The following is a 17,205-nucleotide window of genomic DNA, read 5'->3' as shown; positions in this document are numbered from 1 at the left end:
TTGGTTCTCCTAATGTACTGCTGGTCGGTTGGCATCTTCACTTTGTTCATAGCCTGCTGTAGAAAGCCGCGGCAGAGCCAAAACAAAGGAGCTAAGACTTCCTAAGTTACTTAGCTCTTTGTCCATGGTAATAAATCAGTTTTATAACGTGGGTAAATGAGACACCCTAGAAACGTTTCGCGGCATTGATAGGTATACCACGCCTTGAATATTATATGCCTACAAATTTAGCTCCCAAAAGGCACGATCCCGCATCCAAATCGGTTGCCCTGTTCCTGCTTTCACAATACTATAATGCTTTTGTAACGACTTGATTCGGTTCATGATGTTCTCTTCTTCTGCCTTACTTTGCGTATTAAATATCATTCGAATTTCCTTAGCGGACATTTCAGCGATGTTATGCACAATCCATGTCAAAACATAATTTGCATAGTCGTTATCCGACGTTGAGAAGTGGCTAAGGAACTGCGTAGAAAGAATTGTCCCTACTCCGAATTCCCGACCTTCCTTAAGAATCTTCTTAATTGAAGTGAAATCTTTACTCAAGAAATTGTCCGCTTCATCAACCAAAATCATCTTCGTGATTTCACGGTAGTTACCCTGAATCGTACTGTGCCCTTGTATCTGCATTTGGTTATAGAATACATCGAGTGTAATCGACACGACTAGGTTCTGGATACTCGTATTGTAGCCAGACAGGTTGATAACCGTAATTCCGTTAATCATATCAAACAACGGGAAAGTCTTGGTACCATCTGGTTCAAAAACTTCTAGCTCGTAAAGCTCTTGAAGCGCTGCATACAAGCTATCCATTTTTACATCTTCTCGCCCCGTATAGATGTCGTAAACGTCGCTAATTGTCGGGGTTGGCTGCTCCCAAGTTGTTGCATCATGTTTCTGAATGCCTTTTTGTTGGTAGGCCTCCATAATGACACCCTTGAGAGTATTCGTTTGTACTTGCCCCAGATTAAAAGCTTTCGCAATCGTATCAGTCAATGAAGAACTTGTATGCACTGGCAGCAGCGGACGTATTGGCTTTGTAACATAAAGAGACAAGGGATTATATGGCAAGTGATAAAGGTCATACACTTTAGCCCCCGTCACTTCTGTAAAATCCGCCTTGATGTAGTCCCCTTTGTAATCAAAGATCAAAATTCCAATCGGTGTTCCATTGACGTTATTTCTGCTATTACGGCTTAGTTGAGCAATTAGTGACTTCGTAAACTGCGTTTTTCCTGTGCCCATCGTGCCAATAATGCCAGTATTGGTGTGCATTACTTTATCCGTTGTAGTCGGATACCACTTTATTTCCTCATGATTTTGTGCATTATGTCCAAAAAGGATTTCAAGTGGCCCAGTCGGTTTCATCCTTTGTACGGACTGTCCATTTGGTTCCGATTGTTGGCTTTCGTTAGAGGATTCGTTTGTGACTGCTGCACTATTGCTATTGTTAGTTTGATCCTTTATTTGAGAGTCCCCCGACTCACTCTCTCCTTCTTGACTTTTAGAGTTATATAATCTTGAGAGCAGTTGCTCAGCCGGAATATCCCCGTCCTCACTCTGAATATGGTCCTTTATTTCTTCAATATTTTTCACAATGAAATCATAACCACTTTTTTCAGGATAGTCGTAGACGAGCACATCATCTATCCTCTTGACTTCCGTGAAAACCCAATCCTTTTTATAGGAGATAACCGCCCCAACTCCAATATATGTTTGTAGATCATTAGAAATTTCGTAATCATCATTGAGTAATTTTCCCCTTAAATCACTGCTCGTGATATTCGCCCAATCTTGTTCAGGCCATACCGAATAAAGATCCATCTTTTCCGCACTTGCGATGGCCAAGTGCATAAAGAAGTTACGGTATAATTTTGATTTAAACGAATCTTCTTCCGATTCGGTTAAAAAATCAATAAGCAGCTTCTTCGTTTCCTGAACCTGGGCAATCGCTTTCTCGTAAACCGCCGAGGGATTGTTCCCAATTTTCACTTCAATGGGATAGAAATGGACCTTCAACTCTTCTCCACGCTGCTCGACACCAATTAGTAGAATGTCATCGCTAAAGGAACCGAACTTACCAAGGTTTCTAGCTGAGAAGAGTCCTTCCGATTGGCGAAGTCCCGTTCCACCTGAAATACGCAGAACCTCCTCCATTGAGATGGGAATCCAAATAATATCTCGATGTGCAAATACAGCAAGAGCTACTTTTATGGCAGATAAGATGCTAATTTTCTCTTTTGGAAAGTGATTTTTCTGTGCCAGCAATCGGAGTAACCAATTTCCGTTAATAGCATTAAAAAAATTAATGATTGGCGGCAATACATCATCAGCAGCTACGATCTGCTGAGTATCTAGAAATTCTTTGATTAGCCGCTGATATTGCTTGGAACGCCTGGTTACAGTAATCGCATCAAAACCACTCGAAGAGGTCTGGTCACTGTAATGGATAACAAGTAGGTCTTTCTGCGTATCGTTATTTTTGAAGAAACTCAGGTCAACTTTCGGTTCAATAAACGTAACCCAATGCGATGACTCATATACAGCATCCAACTTCTGCTTATGCTCCGCAGAAATAGCAGTTACAATATTCATATTTTCTTGATAATTATCAAGTGTGCGGGCTACACGAAGCAAAGAGTTGAGTTTGGGCACGAGTGACAGCAACGGAGCATCCGACGTTCTGTAGAATTTAGTACCGAATCCAGTCTTATAGTCTTCATTAATGAACACCGATGGTATACCAGATACTAATCCAAACAGAGAAACCCCCGTAATAATCTCTGAAGCATTGCTTGTCGCCACCTGCTCAATCTTACTCATTTGATAGAAGCTGACATGACAATATTCATATCTATTAGTTGCGATATCGCAGGAGTAAAATTTTACCTGATCACGGAAAATGTTAAGTAGTTCTTCTGTATGGTAGCCTTCCATCTCCAGCTTCAAGTTAAATTTCTTTGCGATCTCTTCGGCCACCGAATATTGAGACATTTCTTCAAATACGTTATTAATGCCTTTTTCCGCATAAATGTGAAGCTCAATGGGTAGCAGGTCGCTTTTTTCGATCTCCCTTTTGAGCTGACGCTTATAATACTCAAACAACCCTTGCAGAATCCCCATACAATCCCCCATATTGATCGCATTGATCTTTAAAGGAGCACGGTAATCCAAATCAAACAAGTAAGAGAAATGTTCCGCAAACTCTTCAATTTTCTCCTGGACCAGCTTATGCACGAGCTTTGATGATTCAAATCTAGGTAGACTCTGATCGATATAGGTCGTCCATTCATATGAATCACTTGGTTCGATCGCTTTATAAAGGCCATTATTAAAGGACACGTATGGTAGCAAATGTGTCGACCTAAGGGTTCGAAGCAACTCGTCATTTATCGCTTCCTTGCCCATTAGATCTTTTAACTGCAGTTGATAGGCTACATTAAGTGGATGAAGTGGCGTATACAACCATTCTGGATCTCTAAGTCCTTTGCGAATTGTGCCTAACAAGACCAGATCTCGCTGAGTTTGAACCAGTGATTGTCCATTTTCCAGTTGCTCTAATTCTTTGATATATGCTTGAACATAGGCTCTGGCTAATGCGGAATAATCCTCATCTAGGTAAGCTAAGCTAGGGAGCAATTGGTTGTTACGGAGATAACGGAGTAGATCAATATATGCTTCTTTGACAGCCTCCGGTACATTAATAGGCTCTGGAATTAGCTCGCCGGCTTCTTCTGTAAAGTACAGATGATTAGCTTCAATGAGTTTCAGCTCACGCTCAAGGTTACGTTTGAACTCGCCTTGTGCATAGGTTTCACGCGTTCCTTGAACAATCTTCATTTTATCGTTTTCAATTCTGTAGATGAAATGTTCTTGCTTCTCCCTCTTTAGTTTCCATACATTAAAGCCACCTATTGGCACAGGCCGCTCAACAACATCCTGTACAGAAAATGGAATTTCAGTTGTTGGTAATTTGATCGAAAAGTGGATTAGTTCCTCTTCACTTGAGTTTTCCGCATTCTTAATGACCATCAATTCTTCTGATTCAGCGATTTCAAACTGATTTTTTTCATAATCATCTGTGAGTTCGGCTTTCATCACTTCTGGCTGATCCTTATTAAAAATCCATTCATCATTATCTGAGTTGATCAGAATACTGGAATGTTTATTCTTCGCTTTAACTAGGTTGATTGTGTAAGAAGTCTGAATAGCTTGTATCAATCTTTCCGTTGTCTCTACAATTGAGATTTTAAATTCAAATGTTGGGGACACTTCAGTCTTGTATCTCACCCCGTAAAAAGTTGTTTCGCCAGGGTTGTGAGCTAGCTCCACTTTGATTTTTTTGCCCGCTTGTTCCGACTTAATGAAATACTTAATCATATTATTAGTTACATGTTGTGTCTTTACAAAATCGTTAAATGGAAACTCTAAAGTAATTTTATCGAGTTTTTCAGGATTGAACACAATAATGTTCCGTTTACGTTGCTGACTTTTCGATTCTCCTTCGGCTCTTTCCCAGTAGTGCAATCCTTCCAAAGTCTGCTTTTTCGTAGGCTCTATATATTCTAATCCCTTCCCTTCGAGTTTCTTCTGATTGGAACGTTTCACAGGTCCAAAGTCCATGCTTTGCCAATCAATCGCAGAAAGAGCCTTAGCGCCTTGTTCATCGAAGTGTCTTTCTAAGCTAATGTCGACTGGACCATACTGGTGAGCCATCTCAACATGATTGAAGAGGGTTTGATTTTCATGCAACCTAGCCTGAATTTGCTTATCCGTCATAGGCGTCTTATTAAGCTCAGAGTCGTAAAAAAGACCAAAATCCTTATAGTCGCTTATATCAAGCTTCTGATTGTTCAATACCGTCAAAATCTTCTCATAATCAAATAAGGTTACCTGCTCGTGAATGCCTTGTTGCGCCTTATTAGACGCCATACTAAAGATGAGCATTTGTCTTTCGGGCTTGGATAGCGGAGAGTTGCTCATCAGATGTTGAAGATTGGTTTCGACCGAATTGATGTGAAATGGCATTCCTTCTTTCGCAAAAGAGGTCATCCCCTGGATCAAGCTATCTAGATTGGAGTTATGAACTAGCAGCATAGCTTTATCATTAAAAGGTTCTTCCTGGGTCCCCACCTTATTTCGCAACGTCGTCAAAAAATCCGGAGTTACGTTATCCGTATTGGATGCAATCAGAACTTTCGTATTCTGCCCCATAGTCAAGCAAATAGACTCGTATATACCTTCTTCAGTATGCATATAAAAGGACTCTGCAAAAGGCAATACATTGATTGTATCGACCAAGTTCTCTACTTGCTCTGTCCGTTCAAATTGGATATGGTATTTATCACCAGGCTGAATATTGTTTTCTCTGAAAAATGTTGCAATCCGTTCAGCTAAGTAATTATAAAAATGCTTTGACATAAATAGCATCCCCACTATCGCTTTTTTTCTCCAGTAAGTTCAGTTTTTCATAATAGTTCACGATGGCCGTTTGAGTATCCCGGTCGAAAATCATACCACGAGTTTCAAATTCATTAAAAAGCTTTTTCAAACGAATTTTGCTCTCATCTTTAATCATCATTTTTGTCATGAAAAGCAGATAGTCAGTATCGAGGATCAACATTTTACCGGATCTGCCGCGGGATTTTAAAAAGGTATTCTGGCAAAAATGTACGAACCACTGTTTGTATTCATTATATGGTTTCGATCTAGAAGTCTGATTAAATTGGTGGTCGACCATTCGAAATAAATGGTTCAGCTTATTTAACACAGAAAGGTCATAAAGATCCGGTACAGTTCCCATCAACAACCACTTGCTGTCTCCTGATAGCTTTTGCTGGTAATCATTGATCAATTGGTCGATCTCTTGTTCTAGCTTTACTTGTTCTTCAACTGTCATGTGGCGAATAAGAACCGCAATTTCCTGATAAGATAGAGGTTTGTTGAAAGTTGCATTTTTATTGTCTACGGTTGCAAAGTTTAACATTTTCAACAAGTTGATATGAGTGAATATCCGTCCGATTATCTTCTCCATGTTCTTCCAACCATATTCGTAACTCACTCTTGTCTTGGACAAACGCTCCTCGTCTTCAAAGGTGAAATAAATGGGCCGAATCCCCTGTTTAACCGGTTCAAACATAGCTTCGTTGCGAATTGCAAACTGTGTAACATAGAAAAAATAATAGTAGGAAATGATCTTCTCAACCTGCTGTGTGAATAGCTCATTTTTTGTAGCAAGCCATTGGAAATCCTGAACAAATAAATCTGATATTTCAGGCAGCATGACCGCATAGCTTGTACTGCTGTGATCAGCATCAATTAGTTCCGGTAATGAACGGAATAGTAGTGCGCTCATCAGATTAAAATCATTTTGAATTTCAGAATCCACTGACCAAGCATTCCGCCCCCCCCAAAGAACATTGCATAAGAAAAGAGCCAACTTCTTGTTTTCATTTTCAACGGTGTTTATGTAGTACAAGGTTTGGGGATGGAACAGATAGAGTTGATCGTTCTGATCTAAGAATAGGGTCTTCACCATCTGCTTGAATTCTCCTCGTTGATTCGGATGTTCAAACGTTATGGAGTCAAGTACATTCGCTAACAATTTTTCTGCATCCACAGCTTCCGGCAATTTCTTCTGTCCAATTAACCGTAAAAATTCACCAACCACTTCTCTAAAACTATACTGAGTCTCTTTGAATTTCGTGGTATAAGGTAAAAATTCCAACTCTGTTTTGGGATTATGTTTAATCGAAGTTTCAAACTTAAATTGTTCACATATCTTTTCCAGGTTTATAAAGTAACCCATGATTTCACATCTCCATAAACGAATATTGATCAAAGGTATCATCGTATTGCAATCGATAGCGAGTGGATTTTCCGAATTGCTTACTCTCAAAAATCAGCTCATTCTTTGGGCTTCCCGAATTGTTTAGCTTATCAATAAATTCGACAAACTTGATATACTGAAACTTATCCTTCTTATTCGGCCGATATCCGTTTTTTATCCTAATCAACAGCGCATATAGAGAGAAGTCGATATCGATTATAGGGATTGCAGCCTCACTGGAATAAGTCACATTTTTAGTTTTGAACTGAATCGTCATCATCGTCAAAAATTTGATCAACTGTGTCTCAGTTAATGATTTGGCTCGATTGATATGGGGCTCAATCTCCAACTTCTGAAGCGCAAAATATTGTGTCTGTGGCTGACCTACTTGAACATAAAGAAGATCGCCATTTGCCTCTCCATTCCATTTATAAATTGCGTCTCGAACATCATCTTTGTACAGTTTAGCTAACTTACTAATATCTCGTTTATTCCAGTAGTAAAGATACATCATAAACTGCTCATACGTCTCATCTACAAACGAATAATGTTCTTCTTTCGGAATAAAGTAATATAAATACACAAATAATTTAATTAGCCGCTGTTTATAGCCTTGATTCTTAACATCCATGTTCTGCCACGGGGAATTTTGATAAAGGGACTTTGAGAAATAAGAAAGACAATCGAGATTGATATAATTGGCGAATAATTCAGTTCCCTCTTGGAGCGACTTAAACTCAATTAGATACTGGTCAAGCTGCTCAGTCCGAGTCCGGGTTGGTTTGATCCGGTCCATCGCTTGATTTATGACAGAAGCATCGATCTTCTCAAATAATTGAAAAGGAAGAAGGCAAGCCACATAGTCTGTAAACTGAAGTTCACCTACAAACTCGCAAATACGCTTATGGCTCATGTTTTCCATGACGGAAGGTACCAGTAAGTTATATAAAAAATCTAACAATGCACGGGTGGAAATGATCAGCTTTTCCTTCACCATCACCTGGATCAAAAGCGAGATGACTTTATTCTGCACATCTTCTTGTTGCAACAGCTCGTAATTTTGGATGATTGGATTTTTAATTGCAATTTCTTGATTTTCTTCATAATCTGTCAAATAGGCTAGATAGAATGGATTATCGTCTGTTTTCTGCGTAATTTTTTGAAAAATCCCTTTGATGTAATCGGACTTTGGACCATTCTCCGTAAGCTCAAACATATGATAATCACTAAAGTTGACATACGTAAAGATATGGTCGTCCGGACTGGCTTCATCCGCGATCACGGACTCGAGAATCTTCTTTTGGGATACATATGCTTTCAATCTGGAAAAAGCATTCCCTTCTTGGGAATCTACGAAGTTATTTAAAGCTCCCAAGTTGATGGCAAGTACGATATTCAGTGTTCCACCAGCTTCTAACCCCTCATCAGAAAAAGGTTTAAGTACCGTAGCTAATGTCTCAATTGAAGTCTTTGTAGGCGAGAAACTTTCGGTGGCGTCATTATGAAGATAAAAGAGTGACTTATCATTCAAGAATGGATATTTGTTTTTTAAGTAAGAAAGAATATGTGATTTCCCGTCGCCTACTCCGCCACAAACCAGAATTAGGCGAGCTTCTGGCGAGATATGAGCCTCATTAATATGCTGCTCCAGCTCAACTTCAACTGGCCGCTGAATGTGCATATATCGTTTGAATACGCTAAAATCTTCCAGATTCTCGACAGCTTCTTTAGATGATTGCTTACATTTACTTATGATATTGATAAAATGTTGAGGTTGCTGTGTCATCATATAGCCTCCATGAACCCCTTTTTCAATGCATTATTGTTATCCTTAGTTCCCGTTACTTTCCTACACTAAATTTGATATTCAATTAAGCTACAATAAAAAGAACCTATTATAATATATCGACACTGGTAAACAATAATTTAAATTTGTCTATATTGTACTTTGTTTATAGACAAGTGGAAATGCAAATTTTAAATAGTAATATTATTATTTGGTCAATCTGAATCTATCTGCAAGCAAGCTGAACATCGAAAAGGCCCCACCTATTAATCAGGTGGAAGCCGAAAACAAAATGATGGATACAGGTTTAAACGATAGCCCTGCACATTAAAGATCAGATTAGCGGCCAATACGAACAATCATCATAAAAAATTATTGGATGGTACAGGTTCAATCGCCAGCTAACATCTTACAGAATAAATCAATTTCTTCAATGGTATTATATTTTGATAAAGAAATGCGCACTGAAGATCGAATCTGTTCTAAACTTAATCCCATACTCGCCAAGACGTGAGATGGCTTTGTTGAACTACAGGCCGAACCGCTAGCAAGGGCAACTCGATCTCCTAATTCTTTAATGAGAAATTCATTGTCTACTCCTGTAAACTTTACATTTATAATGCCGGGTATTTTATTACCAACGTCATTATTAAATGATAAAATCTCACTAAAGTATTCATTAAGCCGCGTAACTAAATGAGATTCAAGTTGTTTAAGAATCTGTTGCGTCTCGTTGATCTCACGCAGTGCTATTTCAGCTGCCTTACCAAAACCTATAATATTGTGAGTACTTAGTGTCCCACTGCGGTAATCAAACTCCTGTCCACCACCATGAATCAGTGGTGTTACATGCGTTTTGACCCCAAGGTGGTCTTTTTTAATAATACACGCACCAATTCCTTTTGGACCATGTAGTTTATGAGCAGAACAAGAAAGAAAGCGAATGCCTTCCATACTATTTCTCACATCAATCTTTCCAAGTACCTGCGTTGCGTCCGTATGAAAGAGGACATTATATATCTTACAAAGTTCTGCTATAGATCCTATATTGTTTAAAGAGCCTGTCTCATTATTTCCCCAAATAATACTTACAAGCGATCCCTTTTGTAAATTCTTTATTACAACCTCGAGTTCCTCATTGTCTACTCTCCCGTACTTATCAACATTTAAATAAGTTACAAGAACCCTTTTACTTTCCAAGAACTTTGCTGTTTCTATTACTGAGGAATGCTCAGTTTTGGAGACTACCAAGTGACGATCTAGTGGATCATAAATATCCAGAACACCTTTTAAAATCATATTGTTACTTTCGGTCGAGCCGCTAGTAAAAATTACTTCATCGGGGTTACATCCAATGAGCTGTGAAATATAGTATCTAGCTTCTTCTGTTGCCTTCTTAACGTTCTGAGCCAAGGTATAGTGCTTACTCGATGGATTTCCATACTCTTCTTGCAAATAAGGTAGCATGGCTTCTAAGACCTCAGGATGGACCCTGGTAGTTGCGCTGTTATCCAGGTATATCATTATTCTCCACCTCTGGAACTTTAAAGATTAAGTTTGTGATCAACTTCTCATAGTTCCCAGCATAATTATATTCATTCTGCAATAAAATACAGCCCCGCTCTAAATGATTGTTAAATAAGCCAGGGAAATATTCCTCATCCGTTATCTCTCTATTCTCATGTTGAGCAATGAGTACCTTAAATAAATAATCATAAGGTCCAGTCAATACATTTCGGAGGAAGTCCGTCCCGCTTACGTCTTTGACTGTCTTCAAGATTGGCTGCCGTTCCTTTAACGAAAGAATAACTGCATACCTAGCAATGATGTTAGGAGTCAATCTTGTAGAATCCTGCAAAAACTTTAATCTTTCTGCCGTTGCTTTTGATGTTTTAAGACGAAAGTTCATAATTATTCTCCATGCCAAAGTAATTGGTTGATTTGTTTACTCTAAGGTTTTCTGAATCAAAGTCAATTGTATACGTATGAGCAACATTAGATTTAAACTCAGAGTATTGCTCAGGGCTGATCTCAGAGTCCGTTGAAAGTATAATGACTTGCTCACCGCATCGCGGAATGAATTGCTCAAGTATAGCTTTTTTGTGAGTTTGATCAAGTCTGCCTAGGAGTGTATCAAAGACAAAAGGAAGACGCCGTTTTGAACACATTGCCATTGCCCAGACTGTCGCCAATAGCAAGATCTGCTTTTCGCCGGCTGATAAAATGTCAATATTGATTTCCTCTTGATTAGCGTCAAAAATTTTAAGTTGGAATGTCTCTGGATTGATCTTTACACGCGTCACAAATAACTCTTTTCGATAAACGATTTGTAACATTCTCACTGCTTCAAGTTCGACTTGCTGAAGCTTTTTTTTCAATTGTAGATCCCGGAAAAGCCGGCTTACTTCAGAAACTTTATTTGCAATCTCGAATACATGTCCCATCTTCTTGGATGACATTACTTTTGTTTTTAATGATTGATACTGCTGATCTTTTTGCACAATCTGTTCTGTTAAATCATTAAGAAGCACTATCATCTGTTCTTTTCTGAACTGAGTTGACGTTATCTCATTTTGAATAGCATGCAATTTTTCTAACAAGTCTTTTAGGTCGCTTGATGCGTCATTTTCTTCAATTTGTTTTCGTATCTTTTGAACTTCTTTAATTAGTTGTGTATTCTGTTTAAAATCATTAAGTACACTTAGGGGTACAAAATCTCTAACTTGCTTATAAAAGTTTAGTATTTCTGCTCTTTGAACAGCGGATGCTTTATGAATTGGTTGAGTATCGTCTTGTGATAATAAATCGGTAATCTTCTTATACAACTCATTGGTTATGTTAGCTTGTTTACTTACAGGATTAAGAATTTCATTAAAAGTCTCCAACGATACGGTTTTAACAAATTCATTTTTCAAGTCAGCTTTGGCTTCTCGGTCCATTTGTTCTGCGGCAGAACGGATTAAATCTCGAGCTAACACAAATGGAAATAATGAAGTAAGAATCTCCCGATTTCGATCCATCATGGTAAGTCTTCGATGATCGATGTCACTCATTTTTTTAACTAGCGCATCGCGTTCTTTCTTTTCGAGACCACCGTTAACATGAAACTGTCTATTTAGATCGCTGTATTGTGAATTCTTCTCGTCCAGGAGCTTCTCTAATGAATCAAGTTCATCTATCGTTTCTTCTTTTTTATTAGATAAAATATTTTTCTCTTGCTCTAATTCAAGCAGTGACTGTTCATCCTGTGAGAGTGTAGTATACACCTTTTCTTGTTTTAGGTAAGTTTCAATATCTGTTTCAAGACTCTCAAACAAATCTAAGTTGAACATTACTTTTGCAGTTTGACTTAAGTAAGAAGAGAGTGTTTCTTTGGAAATAACTTGTGCTATCTTCTCTCCATCAAACAGACAAAATTCCAACAACTGAGGAGGTGTTTCATCTCTTAGTTTTGTTTGAAATAGTTCAACCTCTTTCTCCTCTAATTGCCGCCCATTCTTAAAAACAACAAAGGACTCCTTTATTGCTGTTCTTTGTCTAGACCAACCACGATTTAAGGTATACTGATTCCGTTTCAGGTTTTCTACCATCTCAAGTTCAAGAATGATTTGAAAAAAACCTTGATGATCTTTCTTAGCTTTCGAATTAAGCTTGGCATCAATTTTGTCAAAGTAAATAGCTGAATCGGTTTTTAAACCGAATGCAAAAGCCCCAAACAATACAATCCGTAAAGAATCTAGAATCGTTGTCTTTCCCGAGCCATTCTTACCTCCAAAGAGAACAACATTTTGGTTTTTATTCAAAGTAGTTAAGTCGAATTCATTATTACCATAAAAGGCACCAAAGTTTTTTAGTACTAGCCGATTGAATTTCATTCCTTATACCCTTCTACCTTCCCATAGTGTAACCAGTCCTGGTTAAGGATTTTATTGAATTCTTGTATGATTCCACGTCTTACCCTGTAGCCGCTGAAATTCTTTTCAGCTGTTATGAGCTTCTTAAATAATTTCATACTTACATTATTCTTCTCACATAAAAGCTCCAAATCAGTTATTTGATCTTCTTCAAACATGGCACGATCATCATATTCCCAATCCAAGTCCTCGCCAGTCACTTCACGATAAATTTGAGGAAGCATATCCATCCAGTCGCCATCAACTCTCCACACTCTTCGAATGTGCTTTAATTCATCTTCATGTATTAGTTTGTAACCAGGGTCATATGGATTTTGAACGATCAGTTGCGTTTCAAGCAATTGTCTTAATATCATCTGCCGTGCCTCAAGAGTGAATGGCCCAAGACCAAGTTCCTTCTCATCCCCTTGACCAACAAAATAAACTCCGCCATCCATTCTATGCTCTTCACGATATTCTCTTTTGTCACGGATGCTTGACAACCAGTCGCGGAATTTAAGGAGAGGACGAAGCCATTCTTCACCTGTTTCAATAAATCCTCGCAATGCTTTATCCTCACTCACGACAGTGCATGTCCAGCAACCAAAACGGCTATTCCCGCAAGATCCGGCGCTTTCTTTTATATCCTTATCAACAATTAATGGACATTCCCCGCCAGAAGAATTCTGATAAAGTGCATACAGTGCGTGATTATCACTCCCCCATGGTGACTCTTCCGCTCTTAAGTACTTCCATATATCATCCGTCGTAAAGTGTTTTATCGGAGCATAAACAAAAGCGTTGGATAGTGTTGAGTGCCTCATTAGCTCTTTTCCTTCAACGCTATGTGAGTTAATGACTTGTGCTCGGGTGGCGCTTTCATCCTCCCGTACTCCCAGAACCATAACGACTTCACCAAATTGATCTACTTTATCACGGATAAACCGATTAGCCGGTTCTATTTTCATGCGATCAGTACACCAGCGAAATTTTTGTCTAGGTGAAGGGTAGCCTTTGCCGATAATTGACGACCAAAAACTGTTCTCTACTTCTGGCTTAACCTTATGTGTCTCGATTGGCAGGTCAAGTTCTAACGCCTTATCCTGTATATTCATCAACGCTTTGTTGATCGATGAAATGATGAGGGGAGTTTCTACTAGTGTATCCGATGATATGACGTAGATTTTCTTATGTCTCTTTTCTATTGGTAAGCGCGAAACAGCTTGAAAAATAAGCTGCGTTAAAGCGGTTGAATCCTTTCCACCTGAAAACCCTACAACCCAAGGCAAAGAATCCTTTAAATAGACACCCTGAATTTTAGAAATCGTTTCTTCAATCATTGTGTTATTCTTCATACCAATAATCACACGGCTTCACTCCCTCTTAATCTTTCTTCTTGCTGCTCTTCCACATGTGTCAAGGGAATACCGAGCTTCATTTTTATCATATTGGCAGTTAAATTAATCGTATCATTGTTCTTATTGATTCTTCCTGTATGCCCAAAGGCTCGTCCCATCCATTCCGAATTGCTTCGGCTCCAGTCGATTGTTGCAATACGCTTAATATAAGTAGACCAATTCGTAGGATGATTATTGTAAAGATAGTTGCCAACCGAACCAATGGCTTCTAGAAATACCCCATGGGCATTAATATAATTCGATCGAAGCTCGGTAGGTGATAATTCTTTTCTTAGTACAGCTTGCCACTCTACAACCGAATCGCAAAGTTCCGCCCAAAAGCTAGTCAAAAACTCCTTCTCGAGTTCAGAAACAAAGTCTCCCTTTTTTTTGTTAAGTATTCGACTGTTTGTATTGAAAATATTACTCAGTACGAATATCTTTGGAGACAATTTCGATAATGATGGCTTCTCTTTATCCGTATAGCGCTCAAGCAAAGGTAGTTGCTGAATAATTTCTTTTGTAGCGTTTGCCAGTTGGTCTCTGTGCTCATACAAAATACCTAATGATGAGGTTGTATTTACGGCATGTCTATTTAAATCAGCGAAAATTTGCTGGCATTTTTTCAAACCATCATCCTTAAAGAAAACAACTGATATATTCTCTTGACCTAATTCCGGAGAAACTTTTAATGCCTCCTCAATGGCCGCGCGACGGTGCTGACCATCATTAATCAGTAGACGAGCATCCAAAGAGATCGATAAACGACCCAAGCTATTAAATTCTGGGTCGTTAGTATAGGGTTGAAATTTCATATGTCCATCAACAGAAGCGGTTAATGAACTGAAGACATAATCCTTCGGATTATCCAATATGTAACTTGCTATCTCAGGTACTCTAGCGCGGTTTAAAGTCCTCTGCGCCCTATACTCAGGTGGTATTTCTTCTTCATCAAAAACAAAAATCTTAGGTATAAGTTTAAGCGGACACATCACGACATAAAATTCCCCACCTGCCTGTATTCCTCTAAGAGCAGGAAAACTATATGAAAAGGTAGCTTCCACGGTTGTAATCACCTCATACTACGTACGTAGTTTTATATCTCTATGTTATTTTATGATAATTCCGGATTCAATACAAATAGAATTTATGTGACTTTCTTTCATCGTAGGAACCCTTACAACAACCCCACAACCTTCTCTAGCAAATGATTCGTCCGCTTCTGCTGCTGCACCATCTCGTAGATCAGCTCCTTCAGCCGCTGAAGATCGTTCGGCGCAGCAAGCAGCCCCTCTTCTTCGTCGTCCTCTTCATCTGGCAGATCAACGCAGCCTCTCTCCGCTGTACCCTGCTCCTCACCCGGAGCAAGCAGCCCGAAGAACAGCGGAAGCTCACCGCCATCAATCGAACGGATCGTCTCCTTGATCAGCTCGCTGTAGCGGTCCTCCAGCCACTCGACCGCGAACCGGCTGGGAGACTGGATCAGGATGCAATTCGCCTCCTTCGTAATTCGGCAGGGCTTGAACCAGGTCTCGTACTGGATCCGAGAGATCCGGCCCTTCACCCGCTGCATCACCTGCTCATGGAACGAGCCGCTGTCCCGCTCCTCCGCCGGCACTCCCATATGAGACTGCCCGCCCGGCAGAACCGTTCCGCTGCGTATGCGCGCGATAATCTCCGCGGGGTTGGCGGCTCTCTCCAGGAAAGCCGCACTGTGCCATTCCCGACGGTCTTCGAGGCCATGATGCCGGCAGTAATCCTGGATGAACCCGGCTGGGTCGAAGCAAGCCATATCGCAGGTAAATCCCCAGGAGAAGCGGGACTGCAGCCTCGACGTCAGCTTCGCCAGGAGCTCGGGCGGTTGTCCCGAGGCGAGGACGATCTGCTTGCGCTGCCCATGCAGGTGCTCGAATACCTCAAGGAGGAGGTCCTGGACCGACTCCATACAGGCGAGCTCATGCACATTATCCAGCAGGAGCAGGTCGACCGACTTCAGTGCCTCCCGGTAGGCCAATAGGGTGTTGTTGCGGACCGCGGAGATGAAGGTATCCCGCAGCTCGCCGATCGTGAGATAGAGGATGCGGTAATCCGGATGCGTCCGGCGGATCTCTTGGCCGATGGCGTGGAGGAGATGCGTCTTGCCGACGCCTGTGGTGCCGTGAAGCATTAGAGGGTTATAGGAGGCGCCCGGGGCCTGGATCACAGCTTGTGCCGCGGCCAGTGCCACCCGGTTGCCCGAGGTGAGAATGAAGTGATTCAGCGTGTATTCCGGGTAACGGTGTGCATCATATTCGAGGTACTGCTCCATGCGGCAGGCTCCTTTCCCGAGGTGCGTTGGAACATTATAGCAGGCTCCCGGCGGACTGACGAAGCCGCTGGCAGAGGCTGAGAGGCGATGAACGTCCGTTTTCATGCCGGGGCATCCGCCGTGATGCGGTTCTAGCGATTAGCGGCTGCTGCGTACGCAGCTATGCTTTCTTTTTCTGGCGGCGCGCCCCGCGGCTTTCAATCGATGGAATAATCAGAGAACGGGGTAGGAGGGCAGCACACACAGACAGAATTTGTAAGGAACGTATGTTCTACACTATGGTATAAAAAAACCTCATCAGCCGCAAGGGCCGGAGGCAAGGGGGATGTCTATGGTTATTAGTATGCTTCAGCGGGTCGTTTTATACTCCCCCTACTTCTCGCTATGACTACGCAGTGGGCTTTTGGCGGTCTGAACTTCGGGCGTGCGATATACCCAATAGGACCATCCCGGAGAATGGTCCTGCTGTTAACCCTGTTGTCCAGCCCGGAGGCGGGCTTATGTGAGCTGCTCGTCCTGCCGGCTTGCGCCTACTACTGTTAATCGCGAGAAGATGAACGGCTCCCGTCCACCCCATCCCTCGCCGCCCGGCATCCCGCTGGCCGCTTAGCCTTGCGAAGCCGAACCGCTTACTGCAGATTCCTGGCACCCGCCGTAGGATGGGTGTCCCTGCCTGGGTCCTCCTCATACACGTGCGAATCCGCCGAGTAGATCGGATGGAGAGAATCGTGCAGCTGCAGCATAACCTTACTGTCATTGGCGGCGGCAGCGTCACTGGAGGCGGCCGCTTTCCTGGAAGAGCTTCTAGCCGATACGTAACCTTGCCCGCTGCAAAAATCGCATGAGATGGGAATCAGGAATTTCGTACGTTTGCCGGTTCCATTGCAGAGATAGCATCTGAGCATATGAATCTCTCCTCCTCGCGCAGGATGTAGGTCTCCCGCTACTCTATTAAACGCACGGACAAGACAAAAAGTTCCTCTCCGCAGGGG

General features: G+C 41.1%; 10 protein-coding genes. All 10 read right to left on the bottom strand.

Going from position 1 to position 17,205, the window contains the following annotated elements; genetic code table 11:
- Positions 1-219 precede the first annotated feature (219 nt).
- The 10 genes from dptH to O9H32_RS10255 all read right to left on the bottom strand — a co-directional run bounded on the left by dptH (position 220) and on the right by O9H32_RS10255 (position 17,118).
- Complete coding sequence (dptH, locus tag O9H32_RS10300) at positions 220-5,421, bottom strand: DNA phosphorothioation-dependent restriction protein DptH (protein ID WP_269865958.1); 5,202 nt, start codon at positions 5,419-5,421, stop codon at positions 220-222.
- Positions 5,402-6,808 carry a DNA phosphorothioation-dependent restriction protein DptG gene (gene dptG, locus O9H32_RS10295; protein ID WP_269865957.1) on the bottom strand — a complete coding sequence of 469 codons (1,407 nt, stop codon included), beginning with the start codon at positions 6,806-6,808 and terminating at the stop codon, positions 5,402-5,404. Before dptG ends, dptH begins: the two co-directional genes overlap by 20 nt.
- 4 nt (positions 6,809-6,812) lie before the next feature.
- Positions 6,813-8,615, bottom strand: a complete 1,803-nt coding sequence (gene dptF / locus O9H32_RS10290) for a DNA phosphorothioation-dependent restriction protein DptF (RefSeq protein ID WP_269865956.1) — start codon at positions 8,613-8,615, stop codon at positions 6,813-6,815.
- Positions 8,616-9,005: 390 nt separating this feature from the next.
- Positions 9,006-10,139, bottom strand: a complete 1,134-nt coding sequence (locus O9H32_RS10285; RefSeq protein WP_269865955.1) for a cysteine desulfurase family protein — start codon at positions 10,137-10,139, stop codon at positions 9,006-9,008.
- On the bottom strand, positions 10,123-10,524 hold the full coding sequence (locus O9H32_RS10280; RefSeq protein WP_269865954.1) for a DndE family protein: 402 nt from the start codon (positions 10,522-10,524) through the stop codon (positions 10,123-10,125). The genes O9H32_RS10285 and O9H32_RS10280 overlap by 17 nt, the downstream gene beginning before the upstream one ends.
- A complete protein-coding gene (dndD, locus tag O9H32_RS10275) occupies positions 10,508-12,490 on the bottom strand; it encodes a DNA sulfur modification protein DndD (RefSeq protein ID WP_269865952.1) in 1,983 nt (660 codons plus the stop codon). The genes O9H32_RS10280 and dndD overlap by 17 nt, the downstream gene beginning before the upstream one ends.
- Entirely contained in the window at positions 12,487-13,848 is a 1,362-nt protein-coding gene (gene dndC / locus O9H32_RS10270) for a DNA phosphorothioation system sulfurtransferase DndC (RefSeq protein WP_269866062.1), read from the bottom strand. The genes dndD and dndC overlap by 4 nt, the downstream gene beginning before the upstream one ends.
- 23 nt (positions 13,849-13,871) lie before the next feature.
- Entirely contained in the window at positions 13,872-14,969 is a 1,098-nt protein-coding gene (dndB, locus tag O9H32_RS10265) for a DNA sulfur modification protein DndB (protein ID WP_269865951.1), read from the bottom strand.
- Positions 14,970-15,082: 113 nt separating this feature from the next.
- Positions 15,083-16,213, bottom strand: coding sequence for a DnaA/Hda family protein (locus O9H32_RS10260; protein WP_269865950.1), 1,131 nt, complete (start codon positions 16,211-16,213; stop codon positions 15,083-15,085).
- 629 nt (positions 16,214-16,842) lie between these two features.
- Positions 16,843-17,118, bottom strand: a complete 276-nt coding sequence (locus O9H32_RS10255) for a hypothetical protein (RefSeq protein ID WP_269865949.1) — start codon at positions 17,116-17,118, stop codon at positions 16,843-16,845.
- Between the last annotated feature and the right edge of the window lie 87 nt (positions 17,119-17,205).

This window comes from Paenibacillus caseinilyticus, from assembly GCF_027533645.1.
In the GTDB taxonomy this organism is placed as follows: Bacteria; Bacillota; Bacilli; order Paenibacillales; family NBRC-103111; genus Paenibacillus_G; species Paenibacillus_G caseinilyticus.
The sequence above is the reverse complement of the archived record's forward strand: the minus strand, read 5'-3'. Positions and strand labels throughout refer to the sequence as shown.